Genomic DNA, 17,784 nt, shown 5'->3' on the forward strand with positions numbered 1-17,784 from the left:
GGCCCCTGCCCTCGCTGAGCACGAGGTCCTAGGATTGATCGGGTACCCGGCACCGCCGATGTCCGTAGCCCCGAAGGAGCCACCGAATGTCGCGCGTCACCAGCCCGGTCCTGACGTCCAAGATCATGACCGCGGATGCGGCCGCCTCGTTCATCCACCCGGGCGACAATGTCGGCTTCAGTGGATTCACCGGAGCTGGCTACCCCAAGGCCCTGCCGGAGGCCCTGGCCTCGCGCATGGAACAAGCGCACCGGGGTGGCGAGGATTTCCGCATCAGCCTGTGGACCGGCGCATCCACAGCGCCAGATGCCGACGGCCTCCTCGCACGAGCCCACGGCATCTCGTCCCGACTGCCGTACAACTCCGATCCCACCCTGCGCGGCCTGATCAACGCCGGCGAGGTCGCCTACATCGACGAGCACCTCAGCCAGTCCGCCCAACGGATGTGGTTCGGCTTCTACGGACGTCTCGACGTCGCGGTCGTCGAGGTCACTGCGGTGATGCCCGACGGCCTTCTTGTCCCCAGCACGTCGGTCGGCAACAACAAGACGTGGCTCGACCAGGCCGAACGGGTCATCCTCGAGGTCAACGAGTGGCAACCGCGCGCGCTCGAGGGATTTCACGACATCTACTACGGGACCGCGCTGCCACCGCACCGGCGGCCCATCCAGCTCACCGAGCCCTTGCAGCGCATCGGGGAGCCCTACTTGCGAGTCGACCCGGCGAAGGTCGTCGCGGTCGTGCAGACCAACAGCCCGGACCGCAACTCGGACTTCAGCGAGCCGGACGCGGTCTCCCGGGCCATCGCGGGGCACGTGCTCGACTTCCTCCGGCACGAGGTCGCGGCGGATCGCATGCCGGCGAGCCTGCTGCCGCTGCAGTCCGGGGTCGGGAACGTCGCGAATGCCGTGCTGGCCGGTCTCGACGGCAGCGAGTTCACCGGTCTGACTGCCTTCACAGAAGTCATCCAGGACAGCATGCTCGATCTCCTGGACAGCGGCACCCTGAAGGCCGCATCGGCAACATCGTTCGGTCTGTCCGACCGGGGTGCTCGCCGATTCATGCAGGACATCGACTCCTACAAGGGCAAGATCGTCCTGCGTAGCGAGGAGATCTCCAACCATCCCGAGCTGATCAGACGACTCGGGGTCATCGCGATGAACGGCATGATCGAGGCCGACATCTACGGCAACGTCAACTCCACACACGTCATGGGAAGCGCCATCATGAACGGCGTCGGCGGCAGTGGTGACTTCACCCGCAACGCGTTCCTGAACTTCTTCCTCAGCCCCTCCACGGCCAAGGGTGGTGCGATCTCGACGATCGTGCCGATGGTCAGCCACGTCGACCACACCGAGCACGATGTGCATGTCATCGTCACCGAGCACGGCCTGGCGGACCTGCGTGGGCTGTCGCCCCGAGCGCGTTCTGCCGTGGTCATCGACCGATGCGTCGACCCTCGGTTTCGCGACCGGCTCCACGACTACTGCGAGCGCGCGTGGTCCGAGCGACCCAGCCATCGGCACACACCACACCTGCTCGACGAGGCCCTCAGCTGGCACCAGCGTTACCTCGACACCGGCGCGATGTGACGGTGCGGCCTCAGCTGACGCCGGGGTTCTGGTGCGCGATCGCCGACTCATGTCGCGCTGCCGTGGCGGCACGCGCCTCGGGGGTCCGGCAGGTGCTCATGTGCACCGACACGTCGTCGTGCTGGCCGACGAGCTCGGCCTCGAAGCCGGCGTAGCGAAACACCTCGAGCATCGCGTGATTGACCGCGAGGACGTCAGCCACGAAGGTCGTGACGCCCCGGGCCCACGCGTCCTCGGCGGCCCGCTCCAGCAGCAGGGTGGCGACACCGAGTCCGTGCGCCCCGTCCGCGACGAGGAAAGCCACTTCTGCGCGATCGTCCCCCTCCGGTTCGACATCGGCTATTCCGAGCAGCCGACCGTCCCGCTCCACGACGTACGTGATGGTGCCGGTGCCTGCGGTGAACAGGTGCCTGACGTGGTGCTCGACGACGGTCCTGCCCAGCGTGAAGAAGCGGGTGTAGAGGTCCTCGACGGCTACACCAGCGAACAGATCCTCGACCGCCGGGCGGTCCGACGGACGGAGCTCGCGGACGATCGCTACGGTCCCGTCGGCGAGCACGACGGGGTCCGTCACGGTCTCGGACGTCGGCGGGGTGCGCTTGTCGGGGGTGGCCACACCATCAGTCTCGCGACAATGCGCGCCCGAGAGGATGGGCGACGGTCTGGACTGTTGAGGACCTCAGTCCCTGTCCGAGCTCACGCCAGGACCTCATGGCTCAGGAGCCGGCCCGATCCCGGCCCGGGTAGCTCGGCCACCAGAAGCGCTCCCCGATCACCGTGGCGAGGGCCGGCACCGCACCGCACTCGAGGTGGGCCAGTCGATGTTCGGGCTCCTCGCCCGGCACATGCGCAAGGTGCTCAACGACTGGGACGATGCTGACCTGGCCCGCGCCGCCGAGGCGGGGTGGTGACTTCCCGTCAGGTCGGGGCTCCGGATCCTCCCGAACACACCGGCCGGAGACAAGAGCAGGGCCTCGACAACCTTCGTCGAGGCCCTGCTCTTTTTCCTGTGCGCGAGGGGGGATTTGAACCCCCACGCCCTTGCGGACACTGGCACCTGAAGCCAGCGCGTCTACCATTCCGCCACTCGCGCGTGGTCCCTGCACGATTGCTCAGGGACCGGCTAATGAGTCTAACAGGCCCGGAACCGGCCATTTCCGCGCGCCTGTCCTTGATGGAGATGCGGCAGCCGCGGTGACTCCGGATACGATCGCAGGGTACGGACGCGACAACAGAAGGGTGGAGGCCGATGGCGGGTGTGCTGCAGCGATTCGAACAACGCCTCGAGGGCGCCGTTTCTGGCGCGTTCGCCCGGGCGTTCCGCAGTGCCGTGCAACCCGTGGAGATTGCCGCCGCCCTGCAGCGCGAGGTCGACAACTCCGCTCACATCCTGTCGCGCGAGCGGATGCTGGTGCCGAACGTCTTTACCGTCGAGCTGTCGCCGCCGGACTTCGAGCGGCTCAACCCCTTCAGCACCACCCTGGCCGACGAGTTGTCGACGCTGGTCAACGAGCATGTCGTCGAGCAGCGCTACACGATGACCGGGCCGCTCGAGATCTCGTTCACGAACGCCCCCGAGCTCAGCACCGGCCGGTTCCGGGTACGCAGCAGGACAAACTCCTCAGTCACCCCGGTGGCCGGACAGCGGATGACAGAGACCGCGATCCGCGGCTCGAACGTGCTGATCGAGGTCAACGGGATGAAGCACCCGTTGAGCCCGCCCGGTGTCGTGATCGGCCGGGGCAATGAGGCCGACCTGAAGATCGACGACCCCGGCATCTCCCGGCGACACTGCCAGATCAAGATCCACCAGAGCGGCACCGAGACCACCGTGACGGTCGTGGACCTCGACTCGACCAATGGCGTGGTCCTCAACGGGCACCGGGTCAAGACCGGCGTCGTGGTCGACGGGTCAGAGATCCGGCTCGGCAACACCGTCATCGTGATCCGCATGACGGAGGTCGAGGCATAGATGTCCGAACTGACCCTGACCCTGATCAAGCTTGGCTTCCTCGCCGTGCTGTGGCTTTTCGTACTCTCCGCGGTGTCGGTCATCCGTTCCGACATCTTCGGCACGAAGGCGCCCGCATCGCCGCGCCAGGCCAAGCAGAAGGCGCCGGCGAAGTCCAAGAGCCGCAGGGCACCGCGTGGCGTGCCGACCCGGCTCCAGGTCGTCTCCGGTCCCAACGCCGGCCAGAGCGTGCCGTTGGGCGACACCCCGATCCTGCTGGGCCGCGGCACCGATGCCGCGATCAGGCTCGACGACGACTACGTGTCGACCCGACACGCCCGCTTTGCCACCAACGGCGAGCAGTGGTTCGTGGAGGACCTCGGCTCGACCAACGGCACCTACCTCGGCAGCCAGCGCATCACCTCACCCATCCCGATCGGCCTCGGCATCGCCGTCCGGCTGGGCAAGACCATCGTCGAGCTGCAGAAGTAGTCCATGACCGCCCTGACGTATCGCTATGTCGCGCTGACCGACACCGGTCTGCGCCGAACCGACAACGAGGACTCCGGCTACGCCAGCGACCGCCTGCTGGTCATCGCGGACGGCATGGGCGGAGCCGCAGCCGGCGAGCTCGCATCGTCCGAGACCATGCACGTCATCCGCCAACTCGACCGAGCCGACCCCGACGTCGATGCGTTGACCTCCCTCGAGCACGCCGTCGACGAAGCCAATGAGCGACTCGCCTCGCTCATCACGGCCGACCCCGCGGTGGAGGGCATGGGCACGACGCTCGACGCCCTGTTCTGGGACGGCGAGAAGTTCGCGTTCGCCCACATCGGCGATTCACGGGTCTACCGTCTGCGCGGCCAGGACCTCACCCAGATCAGCAAGGACCACACCTTCGTCCAGAGCCTGATCGACGAGGGCCGAATCTCCCCCGCCGAGGCGCGGGTCCACCCGCACCGATCGCTGATCCTGCGGGCCATGCTGGGCCGCGACGACAACGCAGCAGACCTGAGCTGGCTGCAGCCCAGGCTCGGCGACCGCTACCTGCTGTGCAGCGATGGTCTGACCGACATGGTCACCGACGAAGTGATCCGTCACGCGCTGGGCTCCGAGACGATCGACATGGCGGCGACCGAGCTCGTCCGACTCGCACTCGAGGGCGGTGGCTTCGACAACGTCACGGTCGTGATCGCCGAGTTCGTCGAGAAGGGCACCGAGCCGGACGAGCACCTTTCGTCGGCCGACGGACAGCCCCAGCTGGTCGGCGCCGCGGCGAGCCAGGAGCGGCCGCGCACCGGCGATGCCAGCAGCGGGACCGACAGCGGTCGGCGCAAGGCGTCGGCTCTCGACCCCGAAGAGCTGCGCTATGCGCCGCGACCCCCGAGCCGCCTGCGCTGGCTCCGCTGGCTCGCAGTGCTCGTCGTCATCATGGCAATCGTCGGCACAGCCGGGGCCTACGCCTACGACTGGTCGCAGAAGCAGTACTTTGTCGCGGCCGATGGCGGCAAGGTGGCGATCTTCCGCGGGGTCCAGGCAGACATTCCCGGCATCACGCTGCAGCACGTCGAGCAGGTGACCGACGTCGAGCTGGCCTCGCTGCCTGAGTTCCGTCGCCAGCAGGTCGAGGCGGGCATCGAGGCTTCCAGCAAGGCCGATGCGCAGAAGACCGTCGCGGAGCTCGACCAGTTCGCCGTCGATCCGACCCCCACACCCACACCCAGCAAGACCCCTACCAAGAAGCCCACACCGACCAAGTCCACGACCGCGGCAGCGACGAGCACGATATGGCTTCGGTGACCACACCCGCGTGGGTCCCTCGCAAACGGCGAGGGGCCGAATTTGCGTTGACCGTGCTCGCGGTCTTCATCGGCATCGCGGCGTACGCCTCGGTGGGCCTCGGCGTCGAGGGCACCATCCCGGCTGACACCTACAAGCTCGGTGCCGCGCTGATCGTCGTCGCGATTGCGACGCACCTCATCGTGCGACGGGTCGCGCCGTACGCCGATCCCGTGCTGCTGCCCCTGGTCATCGCGCTCAACGGTCTGGGCCTCGCGATGATCTACCGGCTCGACCTCGGCCGCCAGCAGATCAACCCCGACCGTGCCGCCTTCGCCAACTCCCAGCTGGTCTGGACCGCACTCGGCGTCGTGGCGTTCGCCGGCATCCTGATCCTGGTGCGCGACCACCGCCGGCTGCAGTCACTGACGTACACCTTCGGCTTCGCGGCGATCGCGCTGCTGATCCTGCCGCTGCTCCCGCACTTCGGCCGCACGATCAACGGCGCCCGCATCTGGGTCAACTTCGGTCCCTTCAGCTTCCAGCCCGGCGAAGCGGCCAAGGTCTGTCTGGCGATCTTCTTCGCGGGCTACCTCGTGGTCAAGCGCGATGCCCTGGCGCTGGCCGGACGCCGCGTCCTGGGAATCGACCTGCCTCGGGGCCGCGATCTCGGCCCGATCCTCGCGGGTTGGCTGATCAGCGTCGGCATCCTGGTCTTCCAACGCGACCTCGGATCGTCCCTTTTGTTCTTCGGCCTGTTCGTCGTGATGCTCTACGTTGCGACCGAACGGCCCGGCTGGCTGATCGTTGGCGCGGGCCTGTTCGGCATCGGTGCGTATTTCGGCTATCTCGCCTTCGGCCACGTCCGGGTCCGCTTCGACGCCTGGCTCGACCCGTTCAGTGACCCTGACGCCAACGGACAGATCATCAACGGTTTGTTCGGGCTGGCGCACGGCGGTGTGCTGGGCAAGGGCCTGGGCCAGGGCAGCCCACAGCTGACGCCGTTCTCGTTCTCGGACTTCATCGCCGTATCGATGGGCGAGGAGCTCGGGCTGACCGGCCTGATGGCGATCCTGCTGATCTACGGGCTCATCGCCGAGCGGGGCCTGCGGATCGCTCTCACCTGTCGTGACGCCTTCGGCAAGCTGCTCGCTGCCGGTCTGGCGTTCTCGTTCGCGCTGCAGGTCTTCGTCGTGGTCGGCGGCGTCACGCGACTCATCCCGCTGACCGGTCTGACGACGCCGTTCATGGCGCAAGGCGGATCCTCGGTCGTCATGAACTGGGCCATCATCGGGCTGCTGCTGCGCATCAGCGACCAGACCCGGCGACCCGCACCCGAGATCTCCTCGTTCGAGAGCGACGAGGAGACCCAGGTCGTGAAGCTGTCATGAATCGTCCGATCCGCAACATCGCCGTCGCCTGCCTCGTGCTGTTCGTCGCGCTCCTGCTCAACATCAACTACGTGCAGTTCGTCCAGGCCGACAGCCTCAACGCCAAGAACGGCAACAAGCGAGTCATCAACGAGGAGTTCTCCCGCGATCGCGGCGCCATCCTGGTCGACGGCAAGCCCGTGGCCGAGAGCGTCAAGGCGTCCGACGAGTTCAAGTACCAGCGGCGCTACCCCGAAGATGGGCTGTACGCCCCGCTCACGGGCTACTTCTCGTACATCTTCGGTCGAGGCGGCCTGGAGAACTCCCAGAACCGGGTGCTGTCCGGCAGCGACAACCGCTTATTCGTCAATCGGGTCGTCGATCTGGTCTCCAACAAGAAGGCCAAGGGCGGCAGCGTCGACCTGACGATCGATCCGCTGGCGCAGAAGGCAGCCGCGGAGGGACTCGAACGCCTCGGCAAGAACACCAAGGGAGCTGTCGTCGCGCTCGACCCGAAGACCGGGGCGGTGCTCGCGATGGTGAGCCAGCCGTCGTACGACCCCAACCTGCTCGCCAGTCACGACTTCACCGCGGTGCAGAAGTCATGGAACTCGCTGACGTCGGACAAGGATCAGCCGATGATCAACCGGGGCACGCAGCAGACCCTCCCTCCGGGCTCGACGTTCAAGCTCGTGACCGCTGCGGCGGCGCTCGAAAATGGCGTCGTCGACAACATCGACGACAAGATCAAGGCCGGCGCCCTGCTGAAGTTCCCCGGCATCGACTACACCTTGCCGAACGAGAACGGCGGCAACTGCGGCGGCGACAAGATCACCCTCGAAAGGGCGCTCAACGTGTCGTGCAACGTTGCCTTCGGGGGCCTTGCCGGTGAGATCGGCCAGGAAAAGTTGGCCGAGCAGGCGGCCAAGTTCGGCTTCGGCACCGACCCGATCGACGGGATCGCAGCCAACCCCAGCCGGTTCGCCGCTGGTGACCAGACCCTCGAGGCACCCCAGCTGGCGCAGTCGGGCATCGGCCAGTTCGAGGTCGCGTCCACACCACTGCAGATGGCCATGGTCGCTGCCGGCATCGCCAACGGCGGTGACGTCATGAAGCCCTACGTCGTCAAGACCGTCCGCGCCCCCGACCTGCGGGTTCTCGACCAGACGTCCCCCGAGCGCCTGAGCCAGGCAATGAGCGGCTCCAACTCGGCCAAGCTGCGCGAGATGATGATCAGCACCGTGACCAACGGAACCGCGACCTCGGCTCGCATCGCCGGCGTCGACGTCGGCGCCAAGACCGGCACAGCACAGTCCACCCCCGACCGGCCGCCCTACGCCTGGTTCGTGTCGTTCGCGCCCGCGGGCAACAACCCCAAGGTCGCCGTCGCGGTGCTCGTCGAGTCCAGCGACACGGTGCGCAGCGAGATCGCCGGCGGCGCACTGGCCGGGCCGATCGCCCGCTCCGTCATGGAAGCAGTGCTCGGAAAATGACCTACCCCACAGCCCAATTCGCGACCAATCCTGGCGCCACCGTGCGCATGCCAGCGTGCCCGCACGCCCTGGCCACACCTTCTGGGAGACTGAAATCATGACCGAATCCGGCGACGAGACGATCCGCCTGGGCGACCGCTACGAGCTCGGCGGTCTGCTCGGTCGAGGAGGAATGGCCGACGTACGTGTCGGCCGAGACCTCCGCCTGGGCCGCACCGTGGCGGTCAAGCAGCTGCGGGGCGACCTGTCGGCCGACGACACGTTCCAGGCCCGCTTCCGTCGCGAGGCCCAGTCCTCAGCCGCGCTCAACCACCCGTCGATCGTCGCGGTCTACGACACCGGTGAGTCGACCGACAAGCACGGCAGCCACGTTCCGTACATCGTGATGGAGTACGTCGAAGGGCAGACCCTGCGCGACATACTGCGCGGCGCCGAGAACGGCCGCAAGATCCTGCCCGAGCGTGCCCTGTCGATCACCGCCGACGTGCTCAGCGCGTTGGACTACAGCCACCGTTCGGGCATCATCCACCGCGACATCAAACCCGCCAACGTCATGCTGACACCGTCGGGCCAGGTCAAGGTCATGGACTTCGGCATCGCCCGGGCGATCGCAGACACCTCCTCGGCCATGACGCAGACCGCCGCGGTCATCGGCACCGCGCAGTACCTCTCCCCGGAGCAGGCACGCGGCGAGACCGTCGATGCTCGTAGCGACATCTACTCCACCGGCTGCCTCCTCTACGAGCTGCTGACCGGCCGCCCGCCGTTCATCGGCGACAGCCCGGTATCGGTGGCCTACCAGCACGTACGCGAAGAAGCCCGCCCGCCGTCGCAGCTCAACCCTGACGTCAGCGCGGCAATCGACAATATCGTGGCCAAATCCCTCGCGAAGCGCGTCGAGGATCGCTATCAGAGCGCCGCCGACATGCGTAAGGACATCGACCGTGTGCTCGCCGGCCAACAGGTCGAGGCGCCCACCGCGGCCACCGCGGTCGTCGGTGGCACCGCCGTCGCGCCCGCTGCTCCCTCACTTCCGCCACCCACCGGCGGGGCACGTCGCGCCGAGCCGGGCCCGGACGACGAGTCCGAGAGCACGGCCAAGTGGTGGTGGATCGGGCTGGTCGCCGTTCTCCTCCTGAGCGCAATCGCCTTCGGCATCTACAAGGCCACCGAGGCTCCACCCGAGGTCAAGACGGTCTCGGTCGAGGATGTCTCCGGCAAGGAGGTCGACTCCGCGACCCGGGCACTCGAGCAGCAGGGTCTGGTCGTCGCCTCGGAGACCCAGCAGGAGTCCAGCAGCGATGTCGACGAAGGACTGGTCATCAAGACCGATCCGCCCGCCGGTGAGACGGTCGACGACGGCAGCACCGTGACCCTCGTGGTCAGTGCGGGTCCGGAGCAGGTCTCGATGCCCGATGTGCGGCAGCTGCAGTTCGACGTCGCCAAGAAGCAGCTCGAGGGCGGCGACGGCAAGTTCAAGGTCAGCCGCAAGGATGTCGACAACAGCGCCGACAAGGGTGTCGTCATCAACAGCACGCCGCTCGTCGGCGAGCAGGTCGACGTCGGCTCCAAGGTGACCCTGTTCGTGTCGAAGGGACAGGTCACGGTTCCCAACGTGGTCAACCAGAACATCGACGACGCCACCAAGGCGTTGGAGAAGCTCGGCCTCAAGGTCACCACGACCGATGACGCCGAGGCGACTGCCCCGCAGGACACCGTGACGGCACAGTCCATCGACCCCAACACCAAGGTGGCACCCGGCACGACGATCGAGCTGACCGTCTCGGCGAACCCCGGTGAAGATCCGGGCGGGGCGGACGGCACCGATGGCGGCGCGGCCGGCGGCGCGATCGACGGCGGCTGACCGACGCTAGCTCGCGGTCGCCCTCGCGAAGCCGAGGCTGACCTCGCCGGCGTACGCGCCTGCCTTGAGCGTATCGACCGTCTCGATCTTGAGTCCGAGCTGATACTTGTCGGCGTAGTCCGCGTAGGTCACGGTGTCGTACGACGTGACCAGCGCGGAGTTCATCCCGACGGTGTCACCGATCGCCTCGATGACGTACGGCGGCGAGTAGGGCACGCCTTCCAGAACGACAGTGTTGCCGACGCACTTGATGCCGGTCGTCGTGATGAGCCGCTGACCCTGCAGGGTCACAGCCTCGGCTCCGCCGGCCCACAGTGCGTTGACGAAGGCCTGGATGTCCTGCTGGTGCACCACCAGCAGGTTGGGGTTGATGTCGGGGGCATCGACGGTGCGTGGGGCATCGGTCAGCGTGACCCTGACACCCGGCCCGGTCAGGGCAGTGAGACCTGTCGGCTCCTCGAGCTCACTCGCACGCTTGCGGAGCTCGTCCAGCTCGGTGCTCGACACGCCGGCCGAGAGCTTGTCGATGTCTGACCGCAGGCTCCGCGCATCGGCACGGCGCTCGTCGACGCGGTGCGCCCGTTCCTGCAGGAGCGAGGCCAGGTCGCCGCCGGCGGGGCGCAGGTCGTCGCCGCCGGCACTGACGGACGCCGCAACGAACAAGAAGCCCGTGACGGTGAACACGGCAAGGACGGCGAGCGGCCAACGCTGGCGTGCATGCATCCCGGTCTTTGCCACGCCGAACCCCTCTCACTCAATGGCCTACGCTATCGGAGAGCACCAATCGATGCGGCCGACGCCGCAGCAACCTTCCGGAGACGTCGTGGCGAAAGACAAGACCCCCCCGGGACCCAAGCCCACCAAGATCGGCAACCGGTGGGCTGGTCCGGCGATGATGGCTTCGGGCATCATCGGTCTGCTGTGGATTGTCGTGTTCTACACCCTCAGCAACCAGGCGATCAACTACCCGTCGTTCCTGCAGTGGTACGACGACCTGAGCAGTTGGAACCTCGTCATCGGCATGGGATTCATCGTGTCGGCATTCGGTTTCGCCATGAAGTGGGAGTGAGTTACACCGGTGTAGTTATCCACATCTGTGTGCACACCTGTTGACAGCGGCGTCGACGTAGTTAGCTGGTGAGTTGTCCCGTGCGGACGACGAGAGCGCCGATGATGCCGATCCACATCACCGCGAAAACGGTGACCTGGATCAGGGTCCGGCGATCGCGGGGGGCGTAGGCGAAGGCGAGCCCCAGCAGGCAGCCAAAGATGAAGCCGCCGAGGTGGCCCTGCCAGCTGATGTTGCCGCGCGTGCTGAGGAAGGCGTTGATCGCCAGCAGCACCAGCAGCGTGCTGACGTCCTGCTTGGCCTTGAGCAGGAAGACCAGCGCCATGCCGAACAGGCCGAACACCGCGCCGGAGGCCCCGATCGTCAGGGCCCGCGGCTCCGAGAGCCAGTAGACGAAGACCGAGGCGCCGATCGCCATCGTGAGATACGCGGCGATGAATCGCGCGGTGCCAAGGGCTCGCTCGACGAACGGGCCGAACAGGTACAGCGCGTACATGTTGAACGCGATGTGCAGCAGGTTCTGGTGCAGGAAGGCCGAGGTCAGCAGCCGCCAGTAGGCCCCGTCGTCGACGCCGGTCAGGACGTCGCCGGCACTGTTCACCGCACTGGACGACAGCATCGCCCCGTGCTGGAAGACCGGTCCACTGTTGCCGCCACTGACCAGCGTCACGAGGAAAGCCGCGACGTTGAGCGCGATCAGCACCATCGACACAGTGCCCGCGTTCGCCGAGATCGCCCCGCCGGCGATCGTGCGAGGTGCACGAACCGACTTGGCGCCCTCGGCGACGCACGACGGGCAGTGGAAGCCCACCGACGCATCGTTCATGCACTCCGGACAGATCAGCCGTTCACAGCGCTGGCACGAGATGTACGCCTCGCGGTCAGGATGCCGGTAGCAGCGATAGTCCGAAGCAGGGAGGTTCACGCCTCGCGACGCTCGATGGTCAACTTCTCGATCACGACAGGCGGGTTCGGTCGGTCGAAGCCGTCCGTCGCCACCGCGCCAATGGCGTCGACGACCGCCTTGCTGTCAGCGTCGACGACTGCACCGAAGATCGTGTGCTTGCGGTTGAGCCAGTCGGTCGGCACGAGGGTGATGAAGAACTGCGAGCCGTTGGTGCCCGGTCCGGCATTCGCCATCGCCAGCAGGTAGGGCTTGTTGAACTGCAGGTCCGGGTGGAACTCGTCCTCGAACTCGTAGCCGGGGCCACCGGTTCCGGTTCCCAGCGGGTCGCCGCCCTGCAACATGAAGTTGGGGATGACACGGTGGAAGCCGAGGCCGTCGTAGAACGGCTGGTTCGAGATCTGGCCCGTCTTGGGGTCGATCCAGTCCTTGGTGCCCTCGGCGAGGCCGACAAAGTTGTCGACGGTCTTGGGGGCGTGGTTGGGGAAGAGCTCCACGACGATGTCGCCGTGGTTGGTCGTGAAGGTCGCAATCAGCGAAGCCACAGTGGGTTGTCCTTTCAGTGTGGTCACCCCATCTTTTCATGGGATGCCAAGCGCGCAGCGGCGGCAGGCGGGTGCCCAGGCCACAGATCTGGTCGCTATCGTGACCCGCATGTCGAAGCCCAGTAAGAGACATCCCGTCCGCAAGATCCTCCTGGTCGCCCTGGCGGCCGGTGCTGCCGTCGCCGTCCGCAACGCGGTCGCCGACAAGGGCGGCTCGTACGACCCCTCCGACTCGGGCACCCGCTGATGTCGGTCTCCGTCGAACGTACCGAGGGCGACATCGCTGTCCTGACCTTCAGCGTGCCTCCGGTCAACCTCTATTCGCTCGAGCTCCACGAAGAGCTCGACCGGGCACTCGACGAGGTCGTAGCCGCACCGCCGCGGGCGCTCCTGATCCGAGCCGAGGGCAAGATCGTCTCCGGCGGCGTCGATGTCTCGCAGTTCCACGCCCGCCGCACCAAGGCCGACACCCAGGCCTTGTACGACCGGATGCTCGAGCTGCCGACCCGCATCGACGCGCTGCCGTTCCCCACGATCTTCGCTGCGCACTCCCTCACGCTGACGTGGGCGTTCGAGGTCGCGGTTGCATGCGACCTCATCCTTGCGTCCGAAAAGGCCCGGTTCGGGCTCGTCGAGCGGGTCATCGGCCTGACCCCGACGATGGGCGGCACACAACGCCTCGCAGCCCGCGCCGGTGTCGCCCGGGCCAAGGAGTTCGTCTTCACCGGCGATCTCTACGATGCGGCGACGATGGAGCGGTGGAATGTCGTCAACCGAGTCCTGCCGGTCGAGGGTTTCGACGAGGCCGTCCTGGCCTACGTCGAGCACATCGCGGTCGGTCCGACCCAGGCCTTTGCGGCTGCCAAGGAGATCTTGCGCCACTTCGAGGCCGGCGGTGTGCCCGAGGCGATCGCTCGGACGACCGGCATCGCAGCCGAGCTGTTCGACACCGACGATCTGCAGCACGGCATGGAGTCGTTCCTGCAGGACGGCCCGGGCAAGGCGACCTTCACGGGCCGCTGAGGGTCAGGGGGTCAGCTGCGGCGCATCGGCACGGTGCACCGCGGCCGTCGCTCGGTGCTCGGCCCAGAAGCTCACGAACGGGATCGTGGCCAGCAGCATCGTCGCGATGATGAAGGACGGCTTCCACTGGTAGCGGCGCGCCAAGATCGCGATCAGGACCAGAAGCGCCATGAAGAGATAGCCGTGGACCATGTCCACGATGCCGATCGCGCCGGAGTTGCGGTTCCACCACGACGAGTCCGCGGTGGAGAGCTGGGCAATCCAGGCGCCGATGACGAAGATCAGGTTGATGCCCACGACATAGGCGAGCACCCGGTAGGCAACGGCCACTTTGTTCACGGGCTCAGTGTTCACGGCGTCAGGCTACCTTCGCCCTCGTAGCGGCGACGCTCTCGGTCGACATCCGCCACCACATGAACACCGCGAACAGACCGAAGACCCACCACTGCAGGGCGTACGCCAGGTTGCGCAGACCCACGGTCCACGACACGTCGCCCGGCTTCGGGACCGGAACCAGCTCGAGCCCGCCGGACACTGGTGTCGTGGTGCTGATGGCGTAGCCGGAGAACAGGTCGTAGGGCAGCTCGTTGGTCAGGGCCGGGATCCGCACCGAGCCGATCTCGCGTCGATCCGGGTCGTACGCTGCACCTCCTGCCTCGCCGGGCTGAAGGACCGCGTCGATGCTGATCCGGCCGGGCGGCACCTCGGGCAGGCTCGTCGGCGCCGGCGCCCAACCGCGCACGACCAGCAGGGCGTGATCGCCCTCGACGAGGAATGGCGCCAGCAACCACGCGCCGGTGCGGCCGCCCTGCTTCTTGTCCGTGACCCACACCTGGTCGGATGTCGGGGCAAACGTGCCCTCGGCGGTCACCGGTCGACTGTTGAGCCTGGCCTCGAACGGCTCGTCCGGCCCCCAGAGGCCGGCCAGTGCGACGCGAGGCACCTCCTGTTTGTCGGCGCGCTCATGTCCCTGACGGGAGTCGTACACCCCGAGCTGCCACAGCCCCATGAAGACGCAGAAGGCCAGGGCGACCACGGCGAACAGATGCAGACCGAGCAGGCCCGGACTCACCCACAGCCGCGCGGTCGAGCTGCGCGTCACGCCGTGAAGGGTGTGATGTCCGGGTAGAGCGGGAAACGCTCGGCCAGCACCGTCACACGCTTGCGCAGACCCTCGAGGTCGACATCGCCGGGCAGCAGTGCTGCGGCGATGATGTCGGCCACCTCGGTGAACTCCGCGGCGCCGAATCCGCGGGTCGCCAACGCCGGCGTGCCGATGCGCAACCCCGAGGTCACCATCGGCGGGCGCGGATCGTTGGGGACCGCATTGCGGTTGACCGTGATGCCGGCCTCGTGCAGCAGGTCCTCGGCCTGCTGGCCGTTCAGAGCGGACTCACGCAGGTCCACCAGCACGAGGTGGACGTCCGTACCGCCGGTCAGCACGTTGATGCCGGCGGCGCGGGTGTCCTCGGCCATCAGGCGGGCGGCGAGAATCTGCGCGCCTTCGATCGTGCGCTGCTGGCGCTCGGTGAACTCCGGCTCGAGCGCCATCTTGAACGCCACGGCCTTGGCCGCGATGACGTGCTCGAGCGGTCCGCCCTGCTGACCAGGGAAGACGGCCGAACGCATCTTCTTGGCGACGTCCTCATCGTTGGTGAGGATCGCACCGCCACGCGGACCACCCAGGGTCTTGTGCGTCGTGGTCGTGACGATGTGTGCGTGCGGCAGCGGGCTGGGGTGCAGACCCGCGGCGACCAGACCGGCGAAGTGCGCCATGTCGACCCACAGCTTGGCGCCGACCTCGTCGGCGATCTCACGGAACAGCGCGAAGTCGAGCTGGCGCGGGTAGGCCGACCAGCCGGCGATGATCACGGTGGGCTGGTGCTCGTGCGCCAGTGCACGGACCTCGTCCATGTCGACCAGGCCGGTCTCGGGGACCACGTGATACGCGATCGGGCGGTAGAGCTTGCCGGAGAAGTTGAGCTTCATGCCGTGGGTCAGGTGCCCACCGTTGGCCAGGTCAAGACCGAGGATCGTGTCGCCGACTGTGGCAATCGCGTGCAGCGCGGCGGCGTTGGCGGTCGCGCCCGAGTGGGGCTGGACATTGGCATAGCCCGCGTCGAACAGCTGCTTCAGGCGATCGATCGCGATCGTCTCGACCTGGTCGACGAACTCGCAGCCGCCGTAGTAGCGCTTGCCGGGGTATCCCTCGGCGTACTTGTTCGTCAGGACGCTGCCCTGAGCCTCGAGCGACGCGACGGGTGCGAAGTTCTCCGAGGCGATCATCTCGAGCGTCGACTGCTGACGGTGCAGCTCAGCGTCGAGGAGCGCTGCGATGTCAGGGTCGAACTCGGACAGGTGCTGGTTGTGGCTCATGCGGCAAGGGTATATCGCCGCCGAATCTGCCCGATCGCCTGTCGTCGGTAATCAAACTGCAACTTTGCGAGACCTTTCCGGACCGCGACGGGCCGGTAACGTGCGAATGGCTCAGTCCAGCATTTGGACAACGCTGCCGTGCACTGCGGCTCGAACATGTAGGAGAGCAATGAAGAAGTTCCGACGCGGAACCGCGATCGTCGCGGCCACCGCACTCGCAGGTCTCACGCTTGCGGCGTGCGGCTCGGGCAAGGACAGCGGTGGCGGCGACAGCGGATCCGGCATCATCGTCGGCACGACCGACAAGGTCGTCTCGATCGACCCGGCCGGCGCCTACGACAACGGCTCGCTGAACGTCCAGACGCAGGTCTATCAATACCTCCTCAACTTCCCGGCCGGCAGCACGGACCTCACGCCCGACGCGGCTTCCAAGTGCGAGTTCGACGCCGATGACGCCACCAAGTACGTCTGCACGATGAAGGACGGGCTCAAGTTCGCCAACGGGAACGATCTCACCGCCTCCGACGTGGTGTTCTCCTTCAAGCGGATCGTCGCGATCAACGACCCCAACGGTCCTGCCACCCTGCTGGGTGCGATGAAGAGCATCGAAGCCACCGGCGACAGCACTGTGACGTTCACGCTCGCAGCGCCCAACGACGTGACCTTCCCGCAGGTCCTGGTGACTTCGGCCGGTCCGATCGTCGACGAGGAGACCTACCCCGCGGACAAGGTCATGGACGATGACGCCGCGGTCGCGGCCAACGGCTTCTCCGGGCCGTACACGATCTCGAAGTACAGCAAGAACCAGCTCGCCGAGTTCAAGGCCAACCCGGACTACGACGGCACCTACGGCAAGGCGAAGACCCAGACGGTCACGATGAAGTACTACGCCAAGGCCGAGAACCTCAAGCTCGACATCAAGAACAAGGACATCGATGTCGCCTACCGGTCGCTCACACCGACCGACATCGCCGATCTCGACAAGACCGACGGGGTCAACGTCGAGGTCGGAGCCGGTGGCGAGCTCCGCTACATCGTGTTCAACCTGAACAAGATGCCCGGCGACAGCCCCGAGCAGAAGCTCGCGATCCGTAAGGCGGTCGCCTCGTCCGTCAACCGCTCGGAGATCTCGACCGAGGTCTACAAGGGCACCTACACGCCCGCCTACTCGATGGTGCCGGACGGACAGGCCGGAGCAACGGAGGCGTTCAAGGATGCCTACGGCGACAAGCCGGACAAGGCCGCAGCCGAGAAGTACCTCAGCGACGCAGGTGTCTCGACCCCGGTGAGCATCAAGCTGCAGTACAACCCGGATCACTACGGGTCGAGCTCGGCCGAGGAGTACGCCGCGGTCAAGCGTCAGCTTGAAGCGACCGGGCTGTTCAAGGTCGACCTGCAGTCGACCGAGTGGGTGACGTACTCCGAGGAGTACCCCGCGGACACGTATCCCGTGCACCAGCTCGGGTGGTTCCCGGACTTCCCGGATGCCGACAACTACCTGTCGCCATTCCTGAGCCCGTACAACAAGGACAAGAGCGGCAACTTCACCAACTCGCACTACAACGACGAGGACACCGCATTCGTGGACACCACGATGTCGAAGCTCCTCGACAGCGAGCGCACCGATGGTGACCAGGCCTCTCGCGAGGCGACGCTCGGAGAGATCCAGGCCCGCGTCGCCGACGTGGTTCCCTACCTGCCGCTGCTGACCGGCACGTCCGTGGCCGTGGCAGTGGACGGTGTGGACGGCGTCAAGGACACCCTTGACGCATCGTTCAAGTTCCGCTTCACCTCGTTGTCGAAGTGATCCATTGA

Annotated in this window: 18 protein-coding genes and 1 tRNA gene; 11 read left to right on the forward strand and 8 right to left on the reverse strand. The window is 66.7% G+C overall.

Annotated elements, in window-relative coordinates; genetic code table 11:
• Positions 1–86 precede the first annotated feature (86 nt).
• A complete protein-coding gene (locus C6I20_RS15290) occupies positions 87–1,592 on the forward strand; it encodes an acetyl-CoA hydrolase/transferase family protein (RefSeq protein ID WP_118397577.1) in 1,506 nt (501 codons plus the stop codon).
• A gap of 10 nt (positions 1,593–1,602) precedes the next feature.
• On the opposite strand, the gene C6I20_RS15295 is transcribed toward C6I20_RS15290, so the two are convergent.
• Entirely contained in the window at positions 1,603–2,208 is a 606-nt protein-coding gene (locus C6I20_RS15295) for a GNAT family N-acetyltransferase (protein WP_216822911.1), read from the reverse strand.
• A 394-nt stretch (positions 2,209–2,602) separates the two neighbouring features.
• Positions 2,603–2,685, reverse strand: a tRNA-Leu gene (locus tag C6I20_RS15300).
• Between the two features lie 156 nt (positions 2,686–2,841).
• Here C6I20_RS15300 and C6I20_RS15305 point away from each other — a divergent pair.
• From C6I20_RS15305 to pknB, 6 genes are all read left to right on the forward strand, one after another.
• Positions 2,842–3,564, forward strand: coding sequence for a DUF3662 and FHA domain-containing protein (locus tag C6I20_RS15305; RefSeq protein WP_118397580.1), 723 nt, complete (start codon positions 2,842–2,844; stop codon positions 3,562–3,564).
• Complete coding sequence (locus tag C6I20_RS15310) at positions 3,565–4,035, forward strand: FHA domain-containing protein (protein WP_118397583.1); 471 nt, start codon at positions 3,565–3,567, stop codon at positions 4,033–4,035.
• A gap of 3 nt (positions 4,036–4,038) precedes the next feature.
• Entirely contained in the window at positions 4,039–5,346 is a 1,308-nt protein-coding gene (locus tag C6I20_RS15315; RefSeq protein ID WP_118397586.1) for a PP2C family serine/threonine-protein phosphatase, read from the forward strand.
• A complete protein-coding gene (locus C6I20_RS15320; RefSeq protein WP_118397589.1) occupies positions 5,334–6,716 on the forward strand; it encodes an FtsW/RodA/SpoVE family cell cycle protein in 1,383 nt (460 codons plus the stop codon). Before C6I20_RS15315 ends, C6I20_RS15320 begins: the two co-directional genes overlap by 13 nt.
• Entirely contained in the window at positions 6,713–8,188 is a 1,476-nt protein-coding gene (locus C6I20_RS15325; protein ID WP_118397592.1) for a penicillin-binding protein 2, read from the forward strand. The genes C6I20_RS15320 and C6I20_RS15325 overlap by 4 nt, the downstream gene beginning before the upstream one ends.
• A gap of 97 nt (positions 8,189–8,285) precedes the next feature.
• A complete protein-coding gene (pknB, locus tag C6I20_RS15330) occupies positions 8,286–10,052 on the forward strand; it encodes a Stk1 family PASTA domain-containing Ser/Thr kinase (protein ID WP_118397595.1) in 1,767 nt (588 codons plus the stop codon).
• A gap of 6 nt (positions 10,053–10,058) precedes the next feature.
• On the opposite strand, the gene C6I20_RS15335 is transcribed toward pknB, so the two are convergent.
• Positions 10,059–10,790 carry a DUF881 domain-containing protein gene (locus C6I20_RS15335; protein ID WP_162891363.1) on the reverse strand — a complete coding sequence of 244 codons (732 nt, stop codon included), beginning with the start codon at positions 10,788–10,790 and terminating at the stop codon, positions 10,059–10,061.
• A gap of 85 nt (positions 10,791–10,875) precedes the next feature.
• Here C6I20_RS15335 and C6I20_RS17195 point away from each other — a divergent pair, with 85 nt between their 5' ends.
• Positions 10,876–11,121 carry a cell division protein CrgA gene (locus C6I20_RS17195; protein WP_162891364.1) on the forward strand — a complete coding sequence of 82 codons (246 nt, stop codon included), beginning with the start codon at positions 10,876–10,878 and terminating at the stop codon, positions 11,119–11,121.
• A 61-nt stretch (positions 11,122–11,182) separates the two neighbouring features.
• Here the strand turns inward: C6I20_RS17195 and C6I20_RS15345 are convergent, their stop codons facing one another.
• The gene (locus C6I20_RS15345) at positions 11,183–12,046 is read right to left on the reverse strand and encodes a rhomboid family intramembrane serine protease (protein WP_162891365.1); all 864 of its coding nucleotides are present in this window, start codon (positions 12,044–12,046) and stop codon (positions 11,183–11,185) included.
• A complete protein-coding gene (locus tag C6I20_RS15355) occupies positions 12,043–12,561 on the reverse strand; it encodes a peptidylprolyl isomerase (protein ID WP_216823111.1) in 519 nt (172 codons plus the stop codon). Before C6I20_RS15355 ends, C6I20_RS15345 begins: the two co-directional genes overlap by 4 nt.
• A gap of 118 nt (positions 12,562–12,679) precedes the next feature.
• On the opposite strand from C6I20_RS15355, the gene C6I20_RS15360 reads away from it, so the two are divergent.
• Together C6I20_RS15360 and C6I20_RS15365 are read left to right on the forward strand one after the other, a co-directional pair.
• On the forward strand, positions 12,680–12,817 hold the full coding sequence (locus tag C6I20_RS15360) for a hypothetical protein (RefSeq protein WP_162891366.1): 138 nt from the start codon (positions 12,680–12,682) through the stop codon (positions 12,815–12,817).
• Positions 12,817–13,593, forward strand: coding sequence for an enoyl-CoA hydratase/isomerase family protein (locus C6I20_RS15365; RefSeq protein WP_118397611.1), 777 nt, complete (start codon positions 12,817–12,819; stop codon positions 13,591–13,593). The genes C6I20_RS15360 and C6I20_RS15365 overlap by 1 nt, the downstream gene beginning before the upstream one ends.
• 3 nt (positions 13,594–13,596) lie before the next feature.
• On the opposite strand, the gene C6I20_RS15370 is transcribed toward C6I20_RS15365, so the two are convergent.
• From C6I20_RS15370 to glyA, 3 genes are read right to left on the reverse strand one after another with little or no spacing between them, the layout of a single operon-like run.
• Positions 13,597–13,932, reverse strand: coding sequence for a DUF3817 domain-containing protein (locus C6I20_RS15370; protein ID WP_162891367.1), 336 nt, complete (start codon positions 13,930–13,932; stop codon positions 13,597–13,599).
• A gap of 19 nt (positions 13,933–13,951) precedes the next feature.
• Positions 13,952–14,695 (reverse strand): SURF1 family protein, encoded by a 744-nt coding sequence (locus tag C6I20_RS15375; RefSeq protein WP_118397617.1) that lies wholly within the window; start codon positions 14,693–14,695, stop codon positions 13,952–13,954.
• Positions 14,692–15,969 carry a serine hydroxymethyltransferase gene (glyA, locus tag C6I20_RS15380; protein WP_118397620.1) on the reverse strand — a complete coding sequence of 426 codons (1,278 nt, stop codon included), beginning with the start codon at positions 15,967–15,969 and terminating at the stop codon, positions 14,692–14,694. The genes C6I20_RS15375 and glyA overlap by 4 nt, the downstream gene beginning before the upstream one ends.
• A 169-nt stretch (positions 15,970–16,138) precedes the next feature.
• Here glyA and C6I20_RS15385 point away from each other — a divergent pair, with 169 nt between their 5' ends.
• Positions 16,139–17,776, forward strand: coding sequence for an ABC transporter substrate-binding protein (locus tag C6I20_RS15385; protein ID WP_118397623.1), 1,638 nt, complete (start codon positions 16,139–16,141; stop codon positions 17,774–17,776).
• Positions 17,777–17,784 lie beyond the last annotated feature (8 nt).

It is taken from the genome of Aeromicrobium sp. A1-2, from assembly GCF_003443875.1.
Taxonomy (GTDB): domain Bacteria; phylum Actinomycetota; class Actinomycetes; order Propionibacteriales; family Nocardioidaceae; genus Aeromicrobium.